Below are 21,830 nucleotides of genomic sequence, written 5' to 3'. Positions count from 1 at the left end.
ACGAGACATGAACTGAAAAACGGGTGGTGTGATAGCGATGACAAATAAGCAATCCGGGATCAAGCAGGCTTCCCTTCATGCCAAAGGCTATGATCGGTCGTCTTCCGCGCGGCTCTCTGCCGGGGCATCGGCCATCTGTATCTTGGCCGCTAGCGCCGCTTTATGGTCGGCCATCCTTTCTCTTGGCTTTTGATTTCGATCAAAACCGGATAAGCTCCCTTTTGGGCAGATAACTGCCTGACAAGGTTTTCTCTTGCCTTTAGGGCATCTGATATGAGCACGATTCTGGGTTTCAACATCAGCCATGTTCATTTGATGGCTGGCGGCTTCATTCTTCTTTTCAGCCTTTTGCTTTTGGGCCTGATTTATCTGATGGTCATCGCGTCCCGATTGAAAGATCTGGAGGGCGCCCTGCAATCCGGGCAGAAAACCCTGCTCAAAGAAGTGGGATTGAACAGCCCCACGCGCGCCGCCATTGCTGCCGTGATGGCCACCGATAAAAACCGTCGGCTGAGCATGGAACAATTTCAGGCCGAAATATCCGCCCTGACCGAACAATGGGACGAAATCGAATCCCTAGCCAATCAAGCCCATAACCGGCTGGCCGATCTGGTGGATGAAAGCGAAAAATCCGCCCGCCATTGATGGCCTGTCACCTGTTGCCCGCCACACACCCCGCCCCCGCCATAAGCCCCGGCTCCTCAATTTTTGGCATCCGCAGGCGGCTCCAGCCCATGGTCAAGCCTGTTTCTTTGCCACCAGAAAGGTGGATTGCGAACAGCTTCTGATCGGCCAATATAAAATGGGCGCAGCCTTCAACACAGCCAGCACCGATCCTTTCCAGCCCCCAAGGCCACGGGCCGCCGCCAGATCGGCGCGGCTGTAGATTTGATCGAAGCCCCGCCGCCGCAAAGCCTTGATCAATTGCCCCGGGGTAAACCAATTCACTGCAGGAAAGGTGGCATAATTTGCCCATTCCGGGCGATCATCAAGGGTCCGGCGCACGCAATAGCGCTTTATCGGCCCCGGATACCAGCTATAGAAGGGCAATCTGAATTCCTGCTGGCGAGGATTGATCTTGTTATTGGTGGAAAGCTGAATCAGCCCGCCGGGGCGCACGATTCGCGTCGCTTCATCAAGGCAGGCCTGCCAATCTTCCACATGTTCGAGCAATTCGGGCAGCAAAGCGATATCCACCGAGCCAGAGGCCAATGGCAAAGCGGTCGCCGAGCCCACTTCATAGCCGATATCAAGCCCTAAAGCCTTCGCCCTTGTCCGTCCGGCCTCGATCAGATCGCGCCCGATATCGATACAGATGGGCTTGTGCCCCTTTTCCGCCCAAACCACCGAACAATCCCCTGTGCCCCCGCCAATATCGGCCACATCAAGGGCACGATCCGCATCCCCTTCCATCGCCCTGATCGCCAATAGGGAATCGCGCAAGCGGGAAAAATGCGCCTGACGCCCCAAAGCCACATCATCGCGGGTATAATAATCGACAAATTCCGGGCGATTGGCGGTTTCATCCCCAAGATTTTCATCCCCATAAGTTTCATCCGCAGGAGCGCTTGTGGTCTGATCAACCGTCTTTGGCATTGCTCGATCCCATGATGGCCTCGGCGGTTGCCCGCCACAGGCTGGCTATCCCATAAAACTTTGTGAAAATGGCATAGATCATTTTGTTTTGTCGATCCTGTTCAAAGGTCCGCCGCCCAAATTTTCCCGCGATCCTGCCATTGTTGATAAAGTGTCAGGGGGGTGGCAGCCCTGCCCCCCAATTCATTGAAGAAAAAATCGAAATAGCGATCCATATGATCGAGAAACCGATCCAGATCAGCGGGGCTGCGCACATAAGGCGTATGGCCGGGGACCAGGGATGGGCTGTGATAGGTATAAGAAAAAACATCAAACCCATCATCCCACATGGCTTTGGTGAGGCGGATATGATCATCGGCCCCCTGGCCCTCGGGGCTGAGCCTGATGCGTTCCAAAAGGCCCAGACGGGCAAAAATCCCCGGCAGATGAACAGAGCGCATCAATGGCCGATCAATCATTGGAAACAGGCCCGCGCCGCGCTTCCGCAAAAGCCCGGCAAAGCCCGTGGAAAGCGGCAATTCCAGAATATCGCGGGCGGGCAGAAAAGGCCGTAAATGCGGCGTTTCATGGCGAAAATCAGGGCCATGATCAAAGCTGAAATCGGTATAGGGCACGATGCTGGCATCGATCTGATAGCCCAAATCCTGGAGGATCGTTGCGGTATTGGGGCCAATTCCATAGCGGCCCGCTTTATAAAGGCGCGGGCGTTTCGCAAAAACCCGTTCGATCAGCGCGGTCAGTTGGCGCAGTTTTTCATATTCCAAGGATTTCGGTAAATTGCCGGGATAGCTGTTTTGGCGGCTCACCTCCTCGTCAAAAGGCGGCGAGACCCACGGATGCAAATGCGCGCCGATCACCGCCTGTCCCTCGTCCTGCCACGCTTTCAGCACCGCCACGGCTTCAGGATTATCGGCCACCGGATGATCGATGACATAGCTGGGCACCAGATCATAGCGGGCGAAAATATCCTGCGCCCGCTGCTGGGCGGGGATTGATGTCACGGCCCGCGCCCGGCGATCAAAAGGCGCATCCCAATCGAACTCTTCTTCCGTATCGATGATCACATAAAGCTGCGGCGCGCGCGCTTTTGTTGTCATGAAATGCCTCTTTGTCAGCATCGACGCATTGCGCCAAACCCATGGGACGGTTAAATTCCATAATGAATTTGGAGAAATTCCCGCAATGCTGCAAGCTCTTCAGCCAAACTATTGCTTTCCAGCCCGTTTGCCTCGTTCAACCATCCTTTGCAATCTTTAGAATATGGCCATGAAATTATTATATCTGACCCACCGTATTCCTTATCCCCCCAATAAAGGGGATAAAATTTCCAGCTTCAACATCATGCGCTATTTTGCCAGCAGGCATGAGTTGCATCTGGGCACCTTCATCGATCATCCCGATGATTGGCAATATACGGATAAATTGAAAGATTTCTGTGCCAGCAGTTGCATCCAAAAGCTGGATAAAAAGGCCGGTCTGATGGGGGCGGCCCGTGGGCTCATGAAAAACGAAGCCTTATCGATTGCCTATTACAAAAATAAAGCCATGGATCATTGGGTGGAGCAAAAAATCAAAAGCATCAAGCCCGATGCCATTTTGATGTATAGCGGCTCTACGGGCCAATTTGTTTATGGAAAAGTGCCCCCCACTGTCCGAACCGTATTCAATGCCGAGGATGTGGATTCCGAAAAATTCCGATCCTATGCGCGGGATGCCACCCTGCCCCGCAATCTGATCTACCGGCGCGAGGCCGATAAGCTGCTGGCTTATGAGCGGCGGATGGCCGCAGCCTTTGACAAAACCGTGTTCATTTCCGAGGCCGAAGCCAGCCTTTTCAGAAGCCTTGCCCCGGAAAGCGCCGGGAAAATCACCTTTCGCACCCAAGGGGTGAATGTGGATTATTTCGATCCCGCCATCGAACATCCCAATCCTTATCAACCCAAAGATCGGGTTCTGGTTTTTGTAGGGGCGATGGATTATCGGCCCAATATCATGGCGGTGACATGGTATGTGAATGAGGTGCTGCCCCATTTGCGCGATACATATCCCGATCTGCTTTTTGCCATTGTGGGCATGGCGCCCAGTGATGCGGTATTGAAGCTGGGGGAACAGCCGAATGTACTGGTCACCGGCGGGGTGCCCGATATCAGACCCTATGTGCAGCATGCCCTGGCCGCCTGCCTGCCGCTGACCATTGCCCGGGGAATCCAAAACAAGGCTTTGGAAGCCATGGCCATGGAAAAAACCATTCTCGCCACCCCCGATGCCATGGCCGGGATCAGGGATTGCCCCGATGCGCCTGTTCATATTGCCCGCAATCGCGATGAGATGATCACGCAATCGCGTGTGATATTGGAAAGCCAAAATCTGCGCGCACCAAAGGCCCGTGCTTTCGTCATCGATCATTATGGCTGGGATGCCAATCTAAAGCAGTATGAAACAGATATTTTGGGATGGGCATCATGAGGGAGGATAGCATGAAAATCTGGCCGGTGGTCTTGTCTGGCGGCTCGGGAACGCGCCTATGGCCTTTATCACGAGCCCATTATCCCAAACAATTTCTGCCCATTCATTCCGATCAGGCGATGATCCAGGACACGTTGGCGCGCTTTGGCGATCCCGCGCGCTTTGCCCCGCCGCTGATCATTGCCAATGATGATCATCGTTTCATCGTTGCCGAAAAACTGGCCGAAATGGGCATTGATCCGCTGGCCATCATTTTAGAACCGGGCGGCAAAGGCACGGCTCCGGCTGCGATCATGGCGGCCCTGCGGCTGGAACAGGAAGACGATCAGGCGCTGATGCTGCTGGCCCCATCGGATCATGTGATCACCGCCCTGCCCGATTTCATGGCGGCTTTAGAGCGGGCCACAGCTGCCGCTTCAGGCGGAAAGCTGGTCACCTTCGGGATCAAGGCCGATCACCCGGAAACCGGCTATGGCTATATCGAAAGCGGCCCGGCACTGGATCAGATGCCCGGCGCTTTCGCGGTTGCCCATTTCCATGAAAAGCCCGATGCTCAAACCGCTCAGGGCTATCTGGATCAGGGCAATGTGTATTGGAACAGCGGGATTTTTCTGTTTCGCTGCGATCATCTGATCAAGGCTTATGAACGCCATGCCCCGGATATGCTCAAAGCCTGCAGGGCGGCACTGGCGGGCAGCCGCAGGGATCTGGCGTTCGAGCGCCCCGACAGCCATGCTTTCATGAGCGGGCCCGAAGGTTCGATCGATCGGGTTTTGATGGAAAAGGCAGCCAATGTTGCCGTCGTTCCGGTGGATATGGGCTGGAGCGATCTGGGATCATTCCGGGCCCTGTGGGATCATCTGCCCAAAAATCAGGATGGCAATGTGCTGGAGGGGGATATCATCGCCCTCGACAGCCGCAATTGCCTGCTGCGGGCTGATGGTGCCTTTATCGCCGCTTTGGGGATCGAGGATCTGATCATCGTCACCACCAAGGATACCGTGCTGATCGCCCATAAAAATCGGGCCGAGGAAGTGGGCAGAGTGGTTGACCAACTCAAAGCCCAAAAGCGCGAAGAACATCTGATGCATCCGCGCGTTTATCGGCCATGGGGTTCTTATGAAACCACGGATCGGGGGGATCGCTTTCAAAGCAAGCGGATCATCGTCAAGCCCGGGGAGAAATTATCCCTGCAAAAACACCATCACCGCGCCGAACACTGGATCGTGGTGGAGGGCACCGCCCTTGTCACCCGCGATGAAGAAAGCTTTTTGCTGAGCGAAAATGAATCCTGCTATATTCCACTGGGATCTGTGCACCGATTGGAAAATCCCGGAAAAATCCCCCTTCATCTGATCGAAGTGCAATCGGGAAGTTATCTGGGGGAAGATGATATCATCCGCCTTGATGACACCTATGGCCGGGCTTGATTATGACTGATTGCGCCACAAAAGCCGCTCGAATGGCCCTGTTGATGGCCATCTTTTTTATCGCGTACCCCGCAGCCGGAGCGGAACAGGCTGATGCCGATCAGGCCCCCATTGCACGGCTATGCCAAGCGGGTGCATCGGTTCAACAAACCCGGATGGCGCAGCTTTGTAGCCAGTGGCAAAGCGCCAAAACCACCGATAAGGCAAGCTGGGCCGCCAGCATCCGCGCCCTCGATGATCGGCTGAAGGCTTTTGATGATGCCCTCCCCCCACGGGATTTGGCAGAGGCTGTGGCAGAGGCAGAGGCAGAGGTGGTAACGCCCTCGACACCGGCTCCCGAACCCGAGCCCGCAGCCTCATCCGATAGGCTCCAAACACCCCCCGCCGAGGCGCCGCATTCCCTGAAACCTGATTTCACCGGCGGAGAAAAACCTGCCGTGCCCGCCCGTGATCTGCCCGCATTGGGCCGCTATATCGAAGAAACCTGCCGGTTTGACGAACAGCTCTGGTGCAGGCTTCAACCCCGCAACAGCTTTAAATCCGTAGCCTTTCCCGATGCGGTTCCCGGTGAGCCTTTTTATCGGCGGGCCAGCGATGCCATCCGGGCCTTCAATGGCGGGGTTTTCGATGGCCGCAGGCTCTATTTTTTCGGTGGCGGGCATGCCGCAAGCTATCAAAATTCCGTTTACGCCCTTGATCTGCAAAATCTTTTGTGGGAACGCCTTTATGATCCCGATCCCCTTGATGATGGCGGCGCCTTTTTAAAGGCCGCCTTCGATATACCCTTGGACAAAAAATGCTTCTTTCCCAAAGAAGGCAAGGCCCCGGCCGCCGGGCACACATGGGGCTCGCCCCTTTTGCTCGATGGCCTGTTTCACCTTTGGATATCGGCCTGGGGCTGTGATGATTATGGCACCGCATCAGATGCCTATGTGCATGCCATTTTCGATATTGAACGCCGGGAATGGATCGCCCGTCGGCCGGTGAAGGATTTGAGCCTCAATGTTTCAGCCGCCAGCCCCATCGATGGCCGCGCTTTTTTGTTTTCCATCCATCGAGACCCCGCATTATTCGAGATCGATCTGAAAACCGATGCAATCACCAGAAAAAGCACCCGCTTGAAACATAATTTTGGCAAGCATGGCATTGCCATTCTTGTGGGAAATTCGATTGTTCTGGTTAATCAGGACGAGATTCATGCCATCCCGGTTACCAAAGACGCGATTGGCGATGCCATCCACATGGGCACATTGCCAGCCACCGTCGAAGATGATGATGCTCTGCGTTATGTAAAGGGCCGCTTCATTTTATGGGCAGGCGGGGAGAATCTTTATCAAAGCGCTGATCTCAAAAACTGGAAAACCTATGGAGACGGCTCTGGCCCCCGACATTTAAAAAGCCTGTTTAACAAATTTTTTCCCGTGCCCGCCCTTGATGTGCTGATCGGCATCAGCAATGAAGATGAAATCTGGCTGGCCCGTATCCCCGATGATGGCAATACATTCAGCCACGATCTGCCGGAAGGTTTTCGCTGTTCCGATTACATCGCCGGAAAGGAATGTGGAAATCTGCAAGCCATGCTGGCCGAAGGCGGCAGCGTCACCTTGCCCAAAGGCATCTATGCCCAATGCGCCATCATCAATAAACCCCTGACCCTCGATGGCAATGGCTCGATCCTGCAAGATACGCCCTGCCGATCAAAAGCCGCCCTGATCTTGAATGCAGATGCCGAAATCAGCCATCTCACCTGCCGCAATATTGCGGTTAATGATGGCAATGGCGCCTGCATCCGCCAGCAAACAGCGCATCTGAGCGTTGATGACGTTACCTTCGAAAATGCCCAATCGGGTATTCTCACCGATCCCAAGGCCCAAAGTCTGACCGTTAAAAACAGCCTGTTTCAAAATCTGGGCGGCGATTGCCGGATTAAATGCGGGCGCGCCCATGGCATTTATTTTGCCGCAAAAGGCGGCACCATCACCATCCTGAACAGCCGCTTTCTAAAAGCCCGGCATCAGGGCCATCTGATCAAATCAGGAGCCGAACGCCTGATCATCAAAAATTCCGTTCTCGATGAGCGGGGCGGCGAAGGCAGCCGGGCCATCGATGCCTTCAATGGCGGAGAGATCAGAATTTCCGACAGCGAATTGATCGCCGAACCCCGCGATGGCAATAAGGATGTGATCGGCTTTGCCTATGAACAACGGGTTCAATTTGGCGATCATCAGATCAGCATCGAAAACAGCAAGATCGATTGCGCCTTCGGCTCCCTGATCCGGGGGCGGATCAATCCCAAAACAACGATCACCAACAGCCCCATCACCCAATGCCGCGATCAATGAACGCCCGATTATTCAAAATATGATCATATCAACGCTTCCCGGGCTTCCGGGTGGCTGAGGAATGCCGAGGGGCTGGCACTGCGGCCATAGGCACCGGATTGGAAAATCGCCACCAGATCCCCCACATCGGCCATGGGCACCGCAATTTTATCGGCCAGAAGATCAATCGGTGTGCATAAACACCCTACTATGCTGGCGGTTTCCGCCGCTGGCGTATCAAAGCGGCTGGCAATCGCCACGGGATAATTCCGCCTGATCCCCTGGCCAAAATTGCCGGTGGCCGAAAGCTGATGATGTAAGCCGCCATCGGTGACCAGAAACACCTGCCCGCGCGAAACTTTGCGATCGATCACCTTGCACACATAAACCCCGGCTTCCCCCACCAGATAGCGCCCCAGTTCCACGATGAGGGCGGCATCGGGCAAAGCCTTTTGCAGCTTATCCGCCGTGCCCTGCAGGCGGGCCCCCACATGCCCCAGATCAAGGGGGCGATCCTTGGGGAAATAGGGAATACCGAAGCCGCCCCCGATATTGAGATGCCGCACCGCTGAGGGCGCATGATCAGCCAATCGAATGGCCAGATCGGCGATCTGATCTTCGGCATCGGCGATGGCCTCGGCATTGAGATTTTGCGATCCGCCAAAAATATGAAAGCCCTGGAAAGACAGCCCAAGATCGCCCATGGCCCGCAACAGATCAGGCACCGCTTCGGCATCAATGCCAAATTGGCTGGCGCCGCCGCCCATATGCATCCCCGAACCGCGCAATTTGAAATCGGGATTGACCCGCACCGCCACCCGTGGCGTGATCCCCAAAAGCCCCCCCGCTTTCACAGTGCGGATCATTTCCTGTTCGGATTCTAGCTCGATGGTGATCCCACCGGCAATCGCCCGCACCAGTTCGGCATCGCTTTTGGCGGGGCCTGCAAAGCTGATATGATCGGCCTTCATGGGGGTATCGAGGGCGAGATCAAGCTCATTGGCGGACGCCACATCAAACCCATCCACAAGCCCTGCAAAATGCTGCACCACAGCGGGCATAGGATTGGCCTTGATCGCATAATGAAGGCGCACGGAAGGCGGCAAAGCCGCCCGCAGATCCGCCACGCGGCGGCTGATTTTTTCCCGATCATAGGCATAAAAAGGCGTTTGCCCCAGCCGCGCCGCCAAAAGGCCAACCGGCTGGCCACCGATCAAAAGCTCGCCATCCCGGCACTGCCAATCGGCAAAGGCGGGGTGATCCTTGTGCAACAGTTCATCGGTCATGATGTCACCTGATTGGATAGTTCCAGAAGGCGCGCATGAAGCGCCTTGCGATCAATCTTGCCATTGGGGGAGCGGGGCAATGCGCTATTGAGCTCAAAGCGCTGGGGCACCATATAGGCGGGCATAAGGCTGCGGCAGAACGCCACCAGATCATCGAGCGCGAAATCGGCTTCATCGCGCGGCACGATCATGGCAATGATGGCCTGTCCCAATTGCTCATGAGGGATGCCAAAGGCCGCCACCTCGCGCACGAGGCCGCTTTCAAACAGCGCCTCTTCCACTTCCGTGGGGCTGACTCGATAGCCCGATGTTTTGATCATCTCATCCGTGCGACCGATGAAATAAAGATAGCCTTCTTCATCCATACGCACCATATCCCCCGACCACACGGCCAGTTCCGGCACCCTGATCTGCTCTGGCTGCCCCGGCACGGGCCGAAAGCGCTGAGCCGTGCGCTCGCTGTCATTCCAGTAACCCAAAGCCACCAAAGGCCCCCGATGCACCAATTCCCCCTCCTCGCCGGGTTTGGCAAGGCTGCCATCCCCCTTCACCACCAGAATTTCGGCATTGGGAATGGCTTTGCCGATGGAATCGGGGCGTTTATCCACTTCCAAAGGATCAAGATAGGTGGAGCGAAAAGCTTCCGTCAGCCCATACATCAAATAGGGGGTGGCTTGCGGAAACAGGGCGCGCAATTGCTTTAACACATCATGGGGCATCCGCCCGCCGGTATTGGCGAAATAGCGCAGGGATGAGCAGGCCTCATCCGTCCAGTTCGCGGCCAAAAGCTGCATCCACAAGGGCGGCACACAGGTAAGCCCGGTGATGCTATGACGGGCACAAAGCGCCGGAACATCCCGCGCCATCAGATAATTATGCAGATACACAGCCGCCCCGGCATGAAAAGCCGTGGTCAATTGGCTGAAGCCCGCATCAAAGCTCAGGGGCAAAAGCGACAGGATGCGATCCCCTTGGTGATTGCCCAGATATTGGGCCACGCTTTCAGCCCCCGCCACCAGATTGCGATGGGACAACACCACGCCCTTTGGCCGCCCGGTGCTGCCCGATGTATAAAAAATCGCCGCCACATCCTGATCGCAGGCAGGCCCCGCAGGCAGGCCCCGGCCCGACGCCAGCAGATCATCAAGGGCCAAAAAACGCGGCGCAGTCTTTCCCGCCTCATTGCCATCATCATGATCAGCAAAACCATCGATGCTGATCACGAAATCAAGTGAGGATCGGGCAAGGACATCGCCAAGTGCGGCGATCCGGCTGCGGCTTGAAATCAGGACCCGTGCCGTGCTGTCGGCGATGATATGTTCGATCTGCGGCGGCTTCAAAACCGGATTGGCGGGCACGAAAATACCCCCCAGCCGGCTGATCCCCCAAAAAGCGGTGATCGTTTCGATCCGCTTATCAAGATACACCACCACCCGATCAAAGCGCTGCACGCCCAAGGCATGAAGCCCGGCGGCCATCCGGCTGATTTCATGCTGCACATCCGCATAGGAAAGCATGGCCGAGCCGCTGCCCAGGGCCATCGCCGATGCGCTCTCGCCGGTCTTGTTCAGCACAAGATCATGGAGATATCGGTTCACGTTCATTGTCCCCTGTCCCCTTTTCCACCTGAACCAAAATTGTATCTGATCGCCCCTATAGAACAAGGGCCATGGGCATGTGATCTATGATCCGCCCATCATCTGGCGTCGCAAGCGGCTCAACCATCCCCGCAGGCGCATGGCCCGATAGCTGATGCGCCCATAAAGGCTGGCCCCATGATAGACCCGCATTCCGTATAAAGACCGGCGTTGGCTGCACCATCCCGCTTTATAGGCTTCATCGCCGATCCCGAAATCAAACGCCCGCACTTCATGATCATGATCAAGCACATGATTGAGCAGCCGAAAAATGGTCAGCGCCCCCAATGACAGATTGCGCAAGGCCGGGGCTTTCGTGGCGCTGTCATCATAGGCCATTTTATATTGAAACAATATATCCCCTGATTTCAGGCTCAATTGCGTGGCCAAAGGCTCATCCCCATAAAAAATAGTCCCCAGATACAAAGCCCGATGCTGGGCTGCCCTGCGGATCAAAGCAGGGATGAAACCGGGATAAAATTCCGGCTCCTTCCAGCTTTGGGCATAAACCTTTTCATAAGCGGCAATCGCTTCATCCAAGCCTTCAGGCCCGGTGCTCAGCCGATGTTGAAAGGCGGGATCGCGATCGAGCTTGCGGTTTTTCCAGGCCAATGTTTTGCGAATGAGGCCGCTGCGCTTTTCCAGATAGGGGGCAAAACCTTGGGTCTTGATCTCTTCATACCACACATCGGTTCGGGCAAAAGCGCTGAGCCGGGCACCATGGGCCTCAAAAGCCGCATAAATATCTTTGAAAGCCTGGCTTTCGCCATCCAGATAATCGAAGGCTATCATATCCCAGGCCGGGCGCTCCGCCAGCAATCCAGCAGCCAAAACCTGCAAAACTTCGCGGTTATCAGGAAAGGCGGGATCCAGAACCGGCCCGGCCCTGATCGTGTAGAAATTGGAAAAGGCCGCCAATCGGCGCGGCTTCAGCCCAGATAAAAATCCGCCTTTTTGGGTGCGTGCCACCAGAATAGCCCGCGCCTGATGGGGGGGATCGCTCTCTTCCACCCCATAGATGATGATCTGATCGCCGGGATCGGTGGTTTCGGCCAGCAAACATTCATACCACCACAGGCTTTGGAAAACACAATGCCTGCCCGCCTTTTGAAACAGCGCCACATAGCTTTGGGGCAAGTCGCTCAATGTGCGATAAACCCTTAATTTCAACAAAAGCCCCCTTCATCGCACTTTGGTTCTGGTGTTTTACGGCCAAAGCCAATCTTGTTTCACCAGTCTATAGTGTTATCTAGACAATTTCTTAAAGCCAAGCTACCACATCCTTAGTATCGTCAAGATCATCCTTTGCATAATCACGGAGCCGGGCATATGGGAACGACACAGGCCATCGTGGACATTCTCACATCCACATTGGGACTTGGTAAACGCGGCCAATCTTTAGGCCCCGAAAGCCCGCTGATGGGCGATATCCCGGAATTCGATTCCATGGCGGTGGTCACTGTGGTGGCAGCCATCGAAGACCAATTCGATATTCTGTTTGAAGATGATGAAATCAATGGCAGCGTTTTTGAAACTGTCGGCAGCCTGAGCGATTTTGTCGATCACAAGCTGGCCGCCTGATCCAGACCCGATGGCCCGGAAAAACCCCGATCATAGTTTGGATGTTTTTTTCCTCGATGGTCCATCGGGGCCGCTTTTCTGCCTTGATTGCCAGCCCGCAGATCTTGCACCCCGGGCCCGGCTTTTGATCATCCCGCCTTTTGCCGAAGAAATGAACCGCAGCCGCCTGATGATGCGGGGGCTCGCCTCTGCCCTTGCTAAAAAGGGCGTGCACGCCCGGATTTTTGATCTTTATGGCACCGGCGATAGTGCGGGCCGATTTATCGATGCCGATTGGTCGATATGGCTTGATGATCTGCGGATGATGATCCGCGATATGGCGGCCCTTGGCACCCCTTTATGGCTGTGTGGCATCCGCAACGGGGCGCTTTTGCTCGCTGCAGCCTTGCAAAAGCAGGGTTTCACACCCGCAGGCCTGCTGCTGGTTCAGCCGGTTGTGGCGGGTGATCCCTTCCTTACCCGGTTTTTGCGCATAAGGGTGGCTCAAGCCATGGCTCAGGGCGAACGGGAAACCACGGCCGCCCTCAAATCCCGGCTTTTAGAACAACACATCCCGGTGCGGGTGGGGGGCTATGATCTCGCCCCCGCTTTGGCCAAAAGCCTGTGCGGGCAATCCCTTGAAGCCCTGCCACCGCCGCCCGATCTGCCCATCTGCTGGATTGAAACCGGATTGCAGCCCATCGATGAAAGCCTTAGCCTGGCGCGTATTCCCGAAAGCTGGCAGGGCCCCAATCTGCATTTTTCCCATGCGCGCGAAGAGGCCGTTTGGGCGCAGACCGAACCCGATGGCGCGCCCCTATTGGTGGATCAGATCATCACCGCTTTCGAGGCGGCATCGCCATGAACCGGCAGCAAAGCGCAAAACAGACCCCCCATCACATGCGGGAAAGCGCCCATATCCTAGCGTGCCAAGGCCAGCGCCTGATCGCCATCAGCCACCGCCCCCCCGATGCGCCATCCGCCATCGGGCTGATCATCGTGGTGGGCGGGCCGCAATATCGGGTGGGGGCGCATCGCTCTTTTGTGACGATGGCGCGGGATTTAAGCGATCATGGCGTGCCGGTTTTGCGCTTTGATTGCCGTGGCATGGGCGATAGCGAAGGCGAAAATCCCGGATTCGAAGCCCTTGATGACGATATTCATCTGGCCATCGATTGGTTTTTTGATCATCAGCCCGCCTTGCAATCCGTTGTTTTATGCGGCTTGTGCGATGGGGCCTCGGCGGCGGCCTTTCATGCCCATCGCGATGCGCGGATTTCCGGTCTGATTTTGATGAACCCATGGGTGCGTACCGAAAGCAGCCATGAAACCGCGCTGATCAAACATTATTATGCCAAACGCCTGTTTCATCGGGACTTCTGGTCGCGGCTGATCCGAGGGCAGGTCAATCTGGGCGAATTTCCCGCCCTTCTCTATAAAAAGCTGCGCGGGCTCATGGGCACTTCGGCAGGCTATCAATCCCAAGATGACTTACCCCTGCCCGAACGCCTTGTGGGGGCGCTGGCCGCCTTCAGTGGGCGGATCATGCTGGTGAAAAGTGGCCATGATCTGGTGGCGCGGGAATTTGAAAAAGAGGCGGAAAGCCTGAAGCTTTGGCAATCCGCCATCAAGGGCCCAAAATTAACCAGCCTTCACCTGCCCCAAAGCGATCACACCTTTTCCGAGCCCGGCGCGCTGGATGATCTGATCGCCCATATCAAAGGCTGGATGAAGCCTTAAAAAGACGTGGGATGGGATTTCATCCATAATTCAAGCATGGTGGCATCCCAGGCATTGCCCAAAAGATTGCGGGCCCCGCCGCCCCGCACCGCATGTTGCAAAGCATCGATATAAAGATCGGTAAACAGCCCACGCTGGCGCAGATCTTCCAATGTATCCAAAAGCTTGTGCGCCAAATCGGGATGATCGAGAACCCAGACCTGAAACGGCAGGCCAAAGCCGTGCTTTTTCTTCTCGATGATCTCGGTCGGCAACAGCGCGGCAAAACTGCGCTTGAAAAAGCCCCGCAAGCGCCCATCCGCCAAAAGCACATCCATGGGGATGCTGGCCGCCAATTCCATCAAGGGCCGATCCAGCATCGGATAGCGCACATCGATGCCCGCCAGGGCGCACATGCTGTTCACCTTCACCAGATCATTATCGGCGATGGTCAGATGCAGATCCAGCGCCATCATTCTTTGCACCGGATCGCCAGATTGCCCCGCCTCATAGATGGATTCAGCGCTTTTGAGGGGATTGGCGCGGCTGAAATGATCATAAAGCGCCGGGCCCGCCACATCGCCTGCGGAAAAATTCTGAAAGGGATGATAATCGGCAAACATCCGCCGGGGCAAAGACAGATGATAGCGCTTCATCAGGCGATGCGCCTTCCCCAGAAAGGGCAGCGGATCCAACCGGTTCGAGGCCAGCAAAGGATCAAGCAAAAACCGCCGCAAAGGTTCGGGGATTTTACCATAAACATCATAGCGCCGCACATCGATATAGCGCTCATTGCCGGCAAAGATTTCATCCCCGCCATCCCCCGCCAAAAGCACTTTCACCCCCGCATCCCGGGCCGCAATGGCGCAATAATAGGCGGCAATGGCGGACGTATTGCCATAAGGCTCATCGGTGTAGGCTGCGATCTGATCCATCACCCCCACCACCTCATGGGGCTCAATCAGGCGTTCATGATGATCGGTGTGAAAACGCTGTGCCGCAAGCCGTGCATAAGGCCCTTCATCATAGCGCGGATCATCAAATCGGATGGTAAAGCTTTTAAACCCCGGATGATGCGCCGCCGCCAATCCGGTGATGGTGCTGCTATCAAGCCCGCCGCTAAGAAAGCTGCCCACATCGGGCGATCGGGCGCTTTCCAAAGACCGCTCCACCGCGCCATCAAGCCCATCATACAGCTTTTGGGCCAAATCCGACAAACCCCGGGGCGATGGGTCGGCAAGGCTTGTGGCATAGGGCATCTGCCAAAATGGCTGGGGTTCGGCACGGCCCTGATGAAAGCGGATGGCATGGCCGGGCAGCAGCTTTTCAACCCCGGCATAAAGGCTGTTGGGCGATAAGGTGGTATAGAAAAAAAGATAATCATGCAGGCTTTCCGGGCGCAGATTGGCGGCAAAATCCGGCAGAGATGACAGAACCGATAGGCGGCTGGAAAAAACAAACCCACCGCGATAGGGCATCCAGAACAGGCGATATTGCCCGGCATGATCGATGGCGATGCTTGTGCTGTTTTCGCGATGATCATGGAAAAAGGCGGCAAATGCCCCCTCCATATGGCGAAAAACCTGCGCCCCATATTGCCGCACGGCTTCAAGAAAAGCCCGGGCCTCTCCCTCGGCGCGGGCGCGGGCCTGAAGCTTTTGATCGGGCCAGATCACCCAGCCCACCAGCCCCACGCTATAATCATCGGCGCGCGCCTGATCAAAAGCCGCCCCATCATGATCAAGCGCTAGAAGACCCCCAAGCCCCTGAAGCGCATGAGAACCCGATAAAACATTCATAGCCTGTGCCTTTCATTCATCGGCTGTCTGCGGATCGGGATTTTTGCGATGGCCAGCCGATTGCAGCCGCAAGGATTTGGCTTTTTGCGATAGCCAATTCAGGCGATTGGATAAAAAACCGGCCAGATGGCGATCATCATAAGCAATCAACCCGCAGCGTTCGATCCGCTCATCGGCCCATTTGCTTTTATGTGGCTCATCCCCATTGCCGAAATCCAGTTCCTCGATCCTTTCCGCATCGAGAATTTCGCTGAAAAACAGATGATTGATCACCGTGCCCAAACCAAAATGGGCAAAGGCGGGATCATAGGCGGTTTTATATTGCGCCAGAATGCCATCTTTCACAAAGGCAAGCTTAGTGGCCACCGGCTGATCATCAAGATAAAGGCAGCCAAGGCGCAAAGCCCCCGAAGCGGCCCCGATTTCCACCAAAGCCGTGACAAAATCAGGGCTGCCTTCATCGGGTTTCCAGCTTTTATCATAGACCTTGAGATAATCTTGAAACATCGCAGGCAATGAAGGATCATCGCCACACAGCAGCTGAAAGCGCATCGGTGCGGGGTGATCTTTCAGCATTTTCGTGTAGCGGCGGATATTCTTGCGGTGTTTCTTGCTGCGGCTGGCCATATAAGCCTCATAAGACAGGCCACGGATAGGATGTCGCCAATTGGCAAACACAAATTTTTCCCGCATCACCAGCCCGACATTTTGAAAAGCCCGCCGCAAGCCCTGAAAAGCAGGCTCATCCCCGCGCAGCTTTTCGATCAGATAAATATCCGGCCCGATCATCTTTTTCAGGGTTGAGATCATGCCATCGCACACCGCCTGCGATAAGGCCCCATCACGCGCAAGCAGGCTGAATTCCGACATATAAGACGACGCCGGGGATTGCAAAATCCTTGCAAAACATTGCCGGGGGCCGCCGCGTATCACCTGGAAGGGTATCGCCGCCCATACCGCCCCCATCTGATCAGGGTCGCCATCATGCTTCCCTTCATGGGCGACCAGCCATGAAACATCACCCCCTTCCGAAAGCCCATGATCAAACACCACATCATGCCAGGCTTTGCTGCCGTAAAATCCCAATTTGGGCGTGGTTTCAAATAAATGGGCACAAGGGGCCTTGCAGAATTCGGCATGGGATAAAAGGCTGAAAACCAACGGCTTTGCCGGATCATCGGCCATCATGGATGGCGCGGATATGGGATCATAAGGCTGGGCCATCAGGACCGCCCCCCAAAAAGCCGCCGCAACAGACCCAGCAGATCATCGAGCTGCCGGGCCGTCAGATCCTGATGACAAGGGATCTGGATCAAATGGCGCGACAGGCGATCAGCCGCCAAGCCTGGCTTTTGCCCTTCGCCTGACCATAAAAACTGGCCAAAGCGCTGCATCGGCAGGGCAGCATCTTCCATGGCCCGAAAGCGCTGCGATAAATCTTCCACCAGCAAAGGCACCATATGGGGCACCATATCTTCATCCAGATGGGGCTTCAAAGGGCGAATGATCTTGCTGTCATAAGGAGAAATTTCCGCAATGATGGCCTGATAATGCGCCCGCCGCCGCCGATAAAGGGCGCGGCGATCCACCTGCCGCAACCAGAAACCCGCACCGAAATCAGCCCCCTCCCCCGCCCTTTGAGCATCAAAGCCATAGGGCAAACCAGAGGGCAGACCAGAAGGCGGAGACTTTGATGGCGGAGACTTTGGCTGCTCGCTTGCCGACGCTAGATCTTCATGAGCGAAATCTTCATCAGGGGCCGCGCGAACATTCGGGATCAGGCGCTTCACCCCCGCCCAAGCCAGCCCGAAAAGGGCATAAGCCCCCCGATTAGCGGGCGAGGCGGCATAAGATGCAAAAGACCGCAAAGCCCCCCCCCATGCTATTTTTGGGGCTGGGGGCAGATCGATGGGATGATGCGCCGATGCCAAAAGCCCGCCATCCTGAACCGGCAAAAATTTGCGCATACTGCAAATCGAATAATCGCCAAAACTACCCAAAGACTGGCCATCGCTGCGGCCATAAAGGCTATGGGCGCAATCTTCGATCATCATCAGGCCATGGGCTCGGCATAATTCGGCACAGGCTGCAAGACGATTGGGAAAGCCAAAATAATTGACCACCAAAAGCGCCTTGCTCGCCTTGCTGATCTGCGGCCGAATGGCATCGGGCTGGGCCATCAATTCTGCATCGATGGCATAAAAAACCGGACGCGCCCCTAGGGCCAGAATCGGCACGATCATCGCGATACAATGATAATCGGGCACCAGAACCTCATCACCCGGCCCAATTCCGGCAAGACGCAGGGCCTGATAAATGGCGCTGCGGCCATCCTTCACAGCCCGTTTATGAGGGAAATCAAAGGGCGATGCGACCATATCACCGCGCCCGCCCCATAAAGGGCCAAGTCTTAATAAAGGGGCAAGCTTGGGCACCGGTGCCACAGGGATATGAGGGCGCGGAATAGACCGCCCCTGCGCGACAAGTGAATACCCATCTTCCCCGGTCATCGATCGCATTCTGGCGTTTATCCCCTTCATGGCAGTTTGATCGCTTGTTCATTCGTACAGGATGACGAAAAACATCATCATGTTTTCACCATAGTCGGTTTATATCATCTGCTCATGACATGAGGGTAGACGCTATCCTCTTATTGTCTAAGATTAAATGTGAAAATAAGGGCTAAAGGGAGACGGTTTCCTGTCTTGGCAAGGGAAATTCATGAGCCTGACTTTAATCTGCAGATTTTACAGTGTATATTGCGCTAAAGCTCTGTCATGGAGATGTCAGATGTCGCACGAAATGCCGGTTTCTTTCTTAATGCCCTGCTTCAAATCCTATCGTGTTCTGATCGTGCTTTTCTGCCTGTTTGTGCTGATCGGCCATGGCCTGCGCCCGGCTGAAGCACAGGAATGGAAGCAATCCCTTGATGCATCCATCAGTGCGGGTAAGGATTATTGGGAATCGACGCCGGTGCAAAGCCCGCTCACGGGGCATTATTATCAGCTTGTGCGGGATCAGCGAAATCTGGATGGGCATAATGTTTCCTTTTGGAAACGCGCCAATAAAACCGCCCGCAGCATGAATTTTCGCGGCAGAAAAGGCCGTTTGGCGGTGATCGATTCGCCCGAATTATATGATTGGATATTGGAACAATGGGATGTGGGTTCCATTGAATATCATGGCGATACCTGGATCGGGCTGCGCTATTGGTGCAATTTCAGAAAACTGACCTGGAGCGATGGATCAACCCACCCCTTTGGGGCTTTTGGCCCATGGGATGCGCAATGGTTTCGCAATGGCGATATCCGCTGCGGCGTCACCCCTATTGATTATATGGGCGTTTATATTTCCAAAAACAGCCGCCGCTGGAAAGCCGCCGGGCAAATGAAGGGCTATGCCTATTTCCTTGTGGAATATCCGCCCTCTAAAACCGCAGCCGATCAGGCCAAGGCCAGCACGGACGAAAGCCCCGAACAATGAGCCCTATGAAATGAGCCCAATTCCAGCGGATCCGGCGCAGCGGCAGCGCACGATGATTTTTGCCGCGCCGCGTTCGGGTTCCACATGGCTTGGCAAGATTCTCGATAGCCATCCCCTGATCCATTATCTGCATGAACCGGAAATCGCCCATGCCCCGGGGGTGGATCAGTTTCCAGACATCACCCCATCCACCCTGAGCCAAATGACAGCCGATCTTAAAAACTGGAGCCATGCCCGGGATGTACGCACCACGGGCACCCGACCGGTTTTTGCCAAAGCGCGCGAAAATATCCTTCATTTCAATCTCAGGCGCGCCCAGATCTATGCCTTTAAGGGTATGGAGCGCCTGATCCCCGGCATGGCCTTTGCCGGGCCGATTATCCAGCCATCATCGCGCACATCGCCCCATCAATTGATCAAAACCGTGAATATGCTGGGGCGCGCAGGGCTTTGCCTGAATGCCGACCCAAAGCTTAAAGCCATTTTTCTGGTGCGCCATCCTTGTGGGCAGGTGGCATCGATGCTGCGCGGCATCGCCAAATATGGCAAGCGCCACGAACTCACCTATAGCGCCATCCTGCATTCGCCCTTGGGCCAGCGCGAAGGGCTGAGCGAAGAGCGCTTCAAAGCTATGGATGCCCTGGAAATTCTGGCCTGGAAATGGGCCGCTTTCAATGATGCCGCTTTTGCTGCCTTAGAAAGCCATGAGCGGGCCAAAATCATCCATTATGAAGCCATGACCATCCATCCCCACCGGGAAATCGCCGCCATTCTCGATCATATGGGGCTGCCGCCTGCCGATCAGGTGAAACGCTTCATCGATAGCACCATCACGGATGAAAAGGTCAGCAGTCATTATAAGCTGCAGCGCGATCCCCAGGCGGCGGCAGCACGGTGGAAATCAGAATTTTCGTCCAACAGCATCGAAACCATTCGCGATATCTGCTGCACCACCCCCATTGGCCAGCGTTTTTTTACCGATGATGCGCCCCTCACAGCATCTGCCCCTGCCGACATGATGAAAGCGCATACCGTTCATGGTCATTAAATGAGCGGCGCGCCGACCGGGCCATCCCTCAAGCGCTCTTTGGCCACTGTTTTTGGCGGGCGTTTCATGCGTGCCTTCATTCAGTTGCTGAGTGCGGCGGCGATTGCCCGGCTTTTAACACCCGAAGACATGGGCATTTTCGCCGTGGCTTCGGCCGCCATTGCCATCAGCACGGCGATGGCGGAATTCGGCATCAGCCCTTATCTCATCCAAGTTGATGATCTGGGCAGGAAAACAGTACAAAAAGCCTTTGGCATCATGCTGGCAATTAATTGGCTTTTTGCTGCCATCCTCTTTTTCGGGCGCGGGGCCATTGGCGATTTTTATGGCAATGCGGCCATTGAAGATGTGATCGCCATCCTGTCTCTCAATTTCCTGCTCAATCCCTTTGGCACCATTGGCATCGCTCTTTTGATGCGCGAACGGCGCTTTGGCGGACTTACGATCATCAATGTCGCCTCCGGTGCGGCCAGCGCGATCACATCGGTGGCGCTAGCTTTTTATGGTTTAGGGCCAATGGCTTTGGCCTTGGGGGCTGTGGTGATGAAGCTGGGCCTGATCATCGGCATTCTCATTTACAAGCCGCGCCATCTCAGCTTTCGCCCGCGTTTTCGCGGCTTGCGCGAGATTGCTGGTTTTGGATCATGGGCGCTGGCTGCCAATCTCATCCAAAGTGCGGGCAATCAATCGCCCGAATTGATCATTGGTCGCAGTTTGGGTTTTGATGCTGCGGGTCTTTTTGATCGTGGGATGACCATCACCCGCCTTGTCAATCAACAGATCGCTGGCAGTCTCAGCACCGTACTCACCCCCTTTTTTGCGCAGGAACGTCGCGATAAAATCGATCTTAAAGCCCGCTTTCTGGAACGCCTGCAAATCACCTCGGGGCTGATGTGGCCGCTGATGATGATCATGGCCGCCAGTTCATCTTCCCTCATCCTGTTTCTTTTCGGCCCGCAATGGACCGCAGCGGGCCCGGTGGCGGGCATTCTGGCCATGAGCTCCACCCTGCACATGCCTTTCAGCATTGGCCGCCAATTGATTCTGGCCCATGGCCGGATGCGGCAGATTTTTTTCATCGAAACCCAGATGCAGATCACCCGGGTGATTGCGGTGATCGTGGCAGCCCCCTTTGGCCTATTGGCGATCACCGCTGCCCTGATCCTGCCGGCTTTGGTTTTTGTGATCCTAGCAATGCGGGATGTGATGGCGATCCTCGATCTGCGGATGGGGGCTTTGGTTCGTACGCTTTTGCCCAGCCTGCTTCTCAGCTTATGGGTGGGATCGGTGATGGGTGGGCTGGTCATGCTTTATGGCTATGCGCCGCCCGGCTCCAGCCTTCTCAATCTGATCCTTTTTGGGGGGATCGGCCTGGCCGCCTGGCTCTTGGGATTATGGCAGTGCCGCCACCCCTTGCGCCATGAAATCAAAAACCTGTTTCAATCGATGGGGAGGCGTCTGGGCAGAAAGAACCCGAAAAAATAG

General features: G+C 55.5%; 19 protein-coding genes. 11 read left to right on the top strand and 8 right to left on the bottom strand.

Annotated elements, in window-relative coordinates; all coding sequences use genetic code 11:
• Positions 1–37: 37 nt before the first annotated feature.
• On the top strand, positions 38–193 hold the full coding sequence (locus AQ1_RS15245; RefSeq protein WP_161760343.1) for a hypothetical protein: 156 nt from the start codon (positions 38–40) through the stop codon (positions 191–193).
• A gap of 80 nt (positions 194–273) precedes the next feature.
• Positions 274–645, top strand: coding sequence for a hypothetical protein (locus AQ1_RS00610; RefSeq protein ID WP_042082850.1), 372 nt, complete (start codon positions 274–276; stop codon positions 643–645).
• Positions 646–738: 93 nt separating this feature from the next.
• Here AQ1_RS00610 and AQ1_RS14280 read toward each other — a convergent pair whose 3' ends face one another.
• Positions 739–1,596 (bottom strand): class I SAM-dependent methyltransferase, encoded by an 858-nt coding sequence (locus AQ1_RS14280; protein ID WP_052370643.1) that lies wholly within the window; start codon positions 1,594–1,596, stop codon positions 739–741.
• Between the two features lie 101 nt (positions 1,597–1,697).
• On the bottom strand, positions 1,698–2,693 hold the full coding sequence (locus tag AQ1_RS00600; protein ID WP_052370641.1) for a polysaccharide deacetylase family protein: 996 nt from the start codon (positions 2,691–2,693) through the stop codon (positions 1,698–1,700).
• Between the two features lie 169 nt (positions 2,694–2,862).
• Here AQ1_RS00600 and AQ1_RS00595 point away from each other — a divergent pair, with 169 nt between their 5' ends.
• From AQ1_RS00595 to AQ1_RS00585, 3 genes are read left to right on the top strand one after another with little or no spacing between them, the layout of a single operon-like run.
• A complete protein-coding gene (locus AQ1_RS00595) occupies positions 2,863–4,062 on the top strand; it encodes a TIGR03087 family PEP-CTERM/XrtA system glycosyltransferase (protein ID WP_161760341.1) in 1,200 nt (399 codons plus the stop codon).
• A gap of 11 nt (positions 4,063–4,073) precedes the next feature.
• Positions 4,074–5,492, top strand: coding sequence for a mannose-1-phosphate guanylyltransferase/mannose-6-phosphate isomerase (locus tag AQ1_RS00590; protein ID WP_081836957.1), 1,419 nt, complete (start codon positions 4,074–4,076; stop codon positions 5,490–5,492).
• Between the two features lie 44 nt (positions 5,493–5,536).
• Positions 5,537–7,834 (top strand): right-handed parallel beta-helix repeat-containing protein, encoded by a 2,298-nt coding sequence (locus AQ1_RS00585; RefSeq protein ID WP_152550365.1) that lies wholly within the window; start codon positions 5,537–5,539, stop codon positions 7,832–7,834.
• Between the two features lie 23 nt (positions 7,835–7,857).
• On the opposite strand, the gene AQ1_RS00580 is transcribed toward AQ1_RS00585, so the two are convergent.
• From AQ1_RS00580 to AQ1_RS14275, 3 genes are all read right to left on the bottom strand, one after another.
• Entirely contained in the window at positions 7,858–9,099 is a 1,242-nt protein-coding gene (locus tag AQ1_RS00580) for a pyridoxal-dependent decarboxylase, exosortase A system-associated (RefSeq protein ID WP_042082846.1), read from the bottom strand.
• Positions 9,096–10,703: an acyl-CoA ligase (AMP-forming), exosortase A system-associated gene (locus AQ1_RS00575; RefSeq protein ID WP_052370639.1), complete on the bottom strand. Its 1,608-nt coding sequence runs from the start codon at positions 10,701–10,703 to the stop codon at positions 9,096–9,098. The genes AQ1_RS00580 and AQ1_RS00575 overlap by 4 nt, the downstream gene beginning before the upstream one ends.
• A gap of 78 nt (positions 10,704–10,781) precedes the next feature.
• Positions 10,782–11,909: a GNAT family N-acetyltransferase gene (locus AQ1_RS14275; protein WP_052370637.1), complete on the bottom strand. Its 1,128-nt coding sequence runs from the start codon at positions 11,907–11,909 to the stop codon at positions 10,782–10,784.
• 156 nt (positions 11,910–12,065) lie between these two features.
• Here AQ1_RS14275 and AQ1_RS00565 point away from each other — a divergent pair, with 156 nt between their 5' ends.
• The 3 genes from AQ1_RS00565 to AQ1_RS00555 are packed head-to-tail and all read left to right on the top strand — an operon-like array spanning position 12,066 to position 14,036.
• Positions 12,066–12,317 carry an acyl carrier protein gene (locus AQ1_RS00565; protein ID WP_042082845.1) on the top strand — a complete coding sequence of 84 codons (252 nt, stop codon included), beginning with the start codon at positions 12,066–12,068 and terminating at the stop codon, positions 12,315–12,317.
• Between the two features lie 10 nt (positions 12,318–12,327).
• The gene (locus AQ1_RS00560; protein WP_052370635.1) at positions 12,328–13,161 is read left to right on the top strand and encodes a serine aminopeptidase domain-containing protein; all 834 of its coding nucleotides are present in this window, start codon (positions 12,328–12,330) and stop codon (positions 13,159–13,161) included.
• Positions 13,158–14,036, top strand: coding sequence for a hydrolase 1, exosortase A system-associated (locus AQ1_RS00555; protein WP_052370632.1), 879 nt, complete (start codon positions 13,158–13,160; stop codon positions 14,034–14,036). Before AQ1_RS00560 ends, AQ1_RS00555 begins: the two co-directional genes overlap by 4 nt.
• Here AQ1_RS00555 and AQ1_RS00550 read toward each other — a convergent pair.
• From AQ1_RS00550 to AQ1_RS14265, 3 genes are read right to left on the bottom strand one after another with little or no spacing between them, the layout of a single operon-like run.
• Entirely contained in the window at positions 14,033–15,814 is a 1,782-nt protein-coding gene (locus AQ1_RS00550; protein WP_052370630.1) for an asparagine synthetase B family protein, read from the bottom strand. The two genes, AQ1_RS00555 and AQ1_RS00550, sit on opposite strands and share 4 nt — an antisense overlap.
• Before the next feature lie 12 nt (positions 15,815–15,826).
• On the bottom strand, positions 15,827–17,038 hold the full coding sequence (locus AQ1_RS14270) for a GNAT family N-acetyltransferase (RefSeq protein ID WP_081836954.1): 1,212 nt from the start codon (positions 17,036–17,038) through the stop codon (positions 15,827–15,829).
• The gene (locus AQ1_RS14265; RefSeq protein ID WP_161760339.1) at positions 17,038–18,192 is read right to left on the bottom strand and encodes a DegT/DnrJ/EryC1/StrS family aminotransferase; all 1,155 of its coding nucleotides are present in this window, start codon (positions 18,190–18,192) and stop codon (positions 17,038–17,040) included. Before AQ1_RS14265 ends, AQ1_RS14270 begins: the two co-directional genes overlap by 1 nt.
• A gap of 412 nt (positions 18,193–18,604) precedes the next feature.
• On the opposite strand from AQ1_RS14265, the gene AQ1_RS00535 reads away from it, so the two are divergent.
• The 3 genes from AQ1_RS00535 to AQ1_RS00525 are packed head-to-tail and all read left to right on the top strand — an operon-like array spanning position 18,605 to position 21,830.
• Positions 18,605–19,297, top strand: coding sequence for a C-type lectin domain-containing protein (locus AQ1_RS00535; RefSeq protein WP_081836952.1), 693 nt, complete (start codon positions 18,605–18,607; stop codon positions 19,295–19,297).
• A gap of 10 nt (positions 19,298–19,307) precedes the next feature.
• Positions 19,308–20,345 carry a sulfotransferase gene (locus AQ1_RS00530; RefSeq protein WP_042082843.1) on the top strand — a complete coding sequence of 346 codons (1,038 nt, stop codon included), beginning with the start codon at positions 19,308–19,310 and terminating at the stop codon, positions 20,343–20,345.
• The gene (locus AQ1_RS00525) at positions 20,346–21,830 is read left to right on the top strand and encodes a lipopolysaccharide biosynthesis protein (RefSeq protein WP_042082841.1); all 1,485 of its coding nucleotides are present in this window, start codon (positions 20,346–20,348) and stop codon (positions 21,828–21,830) included.

It is taken from the genome of Iodidimonas nitroreducens (genome assembly GCA_000710935.1).
GTDB classification, from domain to species: domain Bacteria; phylum Pseudomonadota; class Alphaproteobacteria; order Sphingomonadales; family Rhodothalassiaceae; genus Iodidimonas; species Iodidimonas nitroreducens.
This window is presented reverse-complemented; position numbering and strand designations above follow the sequence as displayed.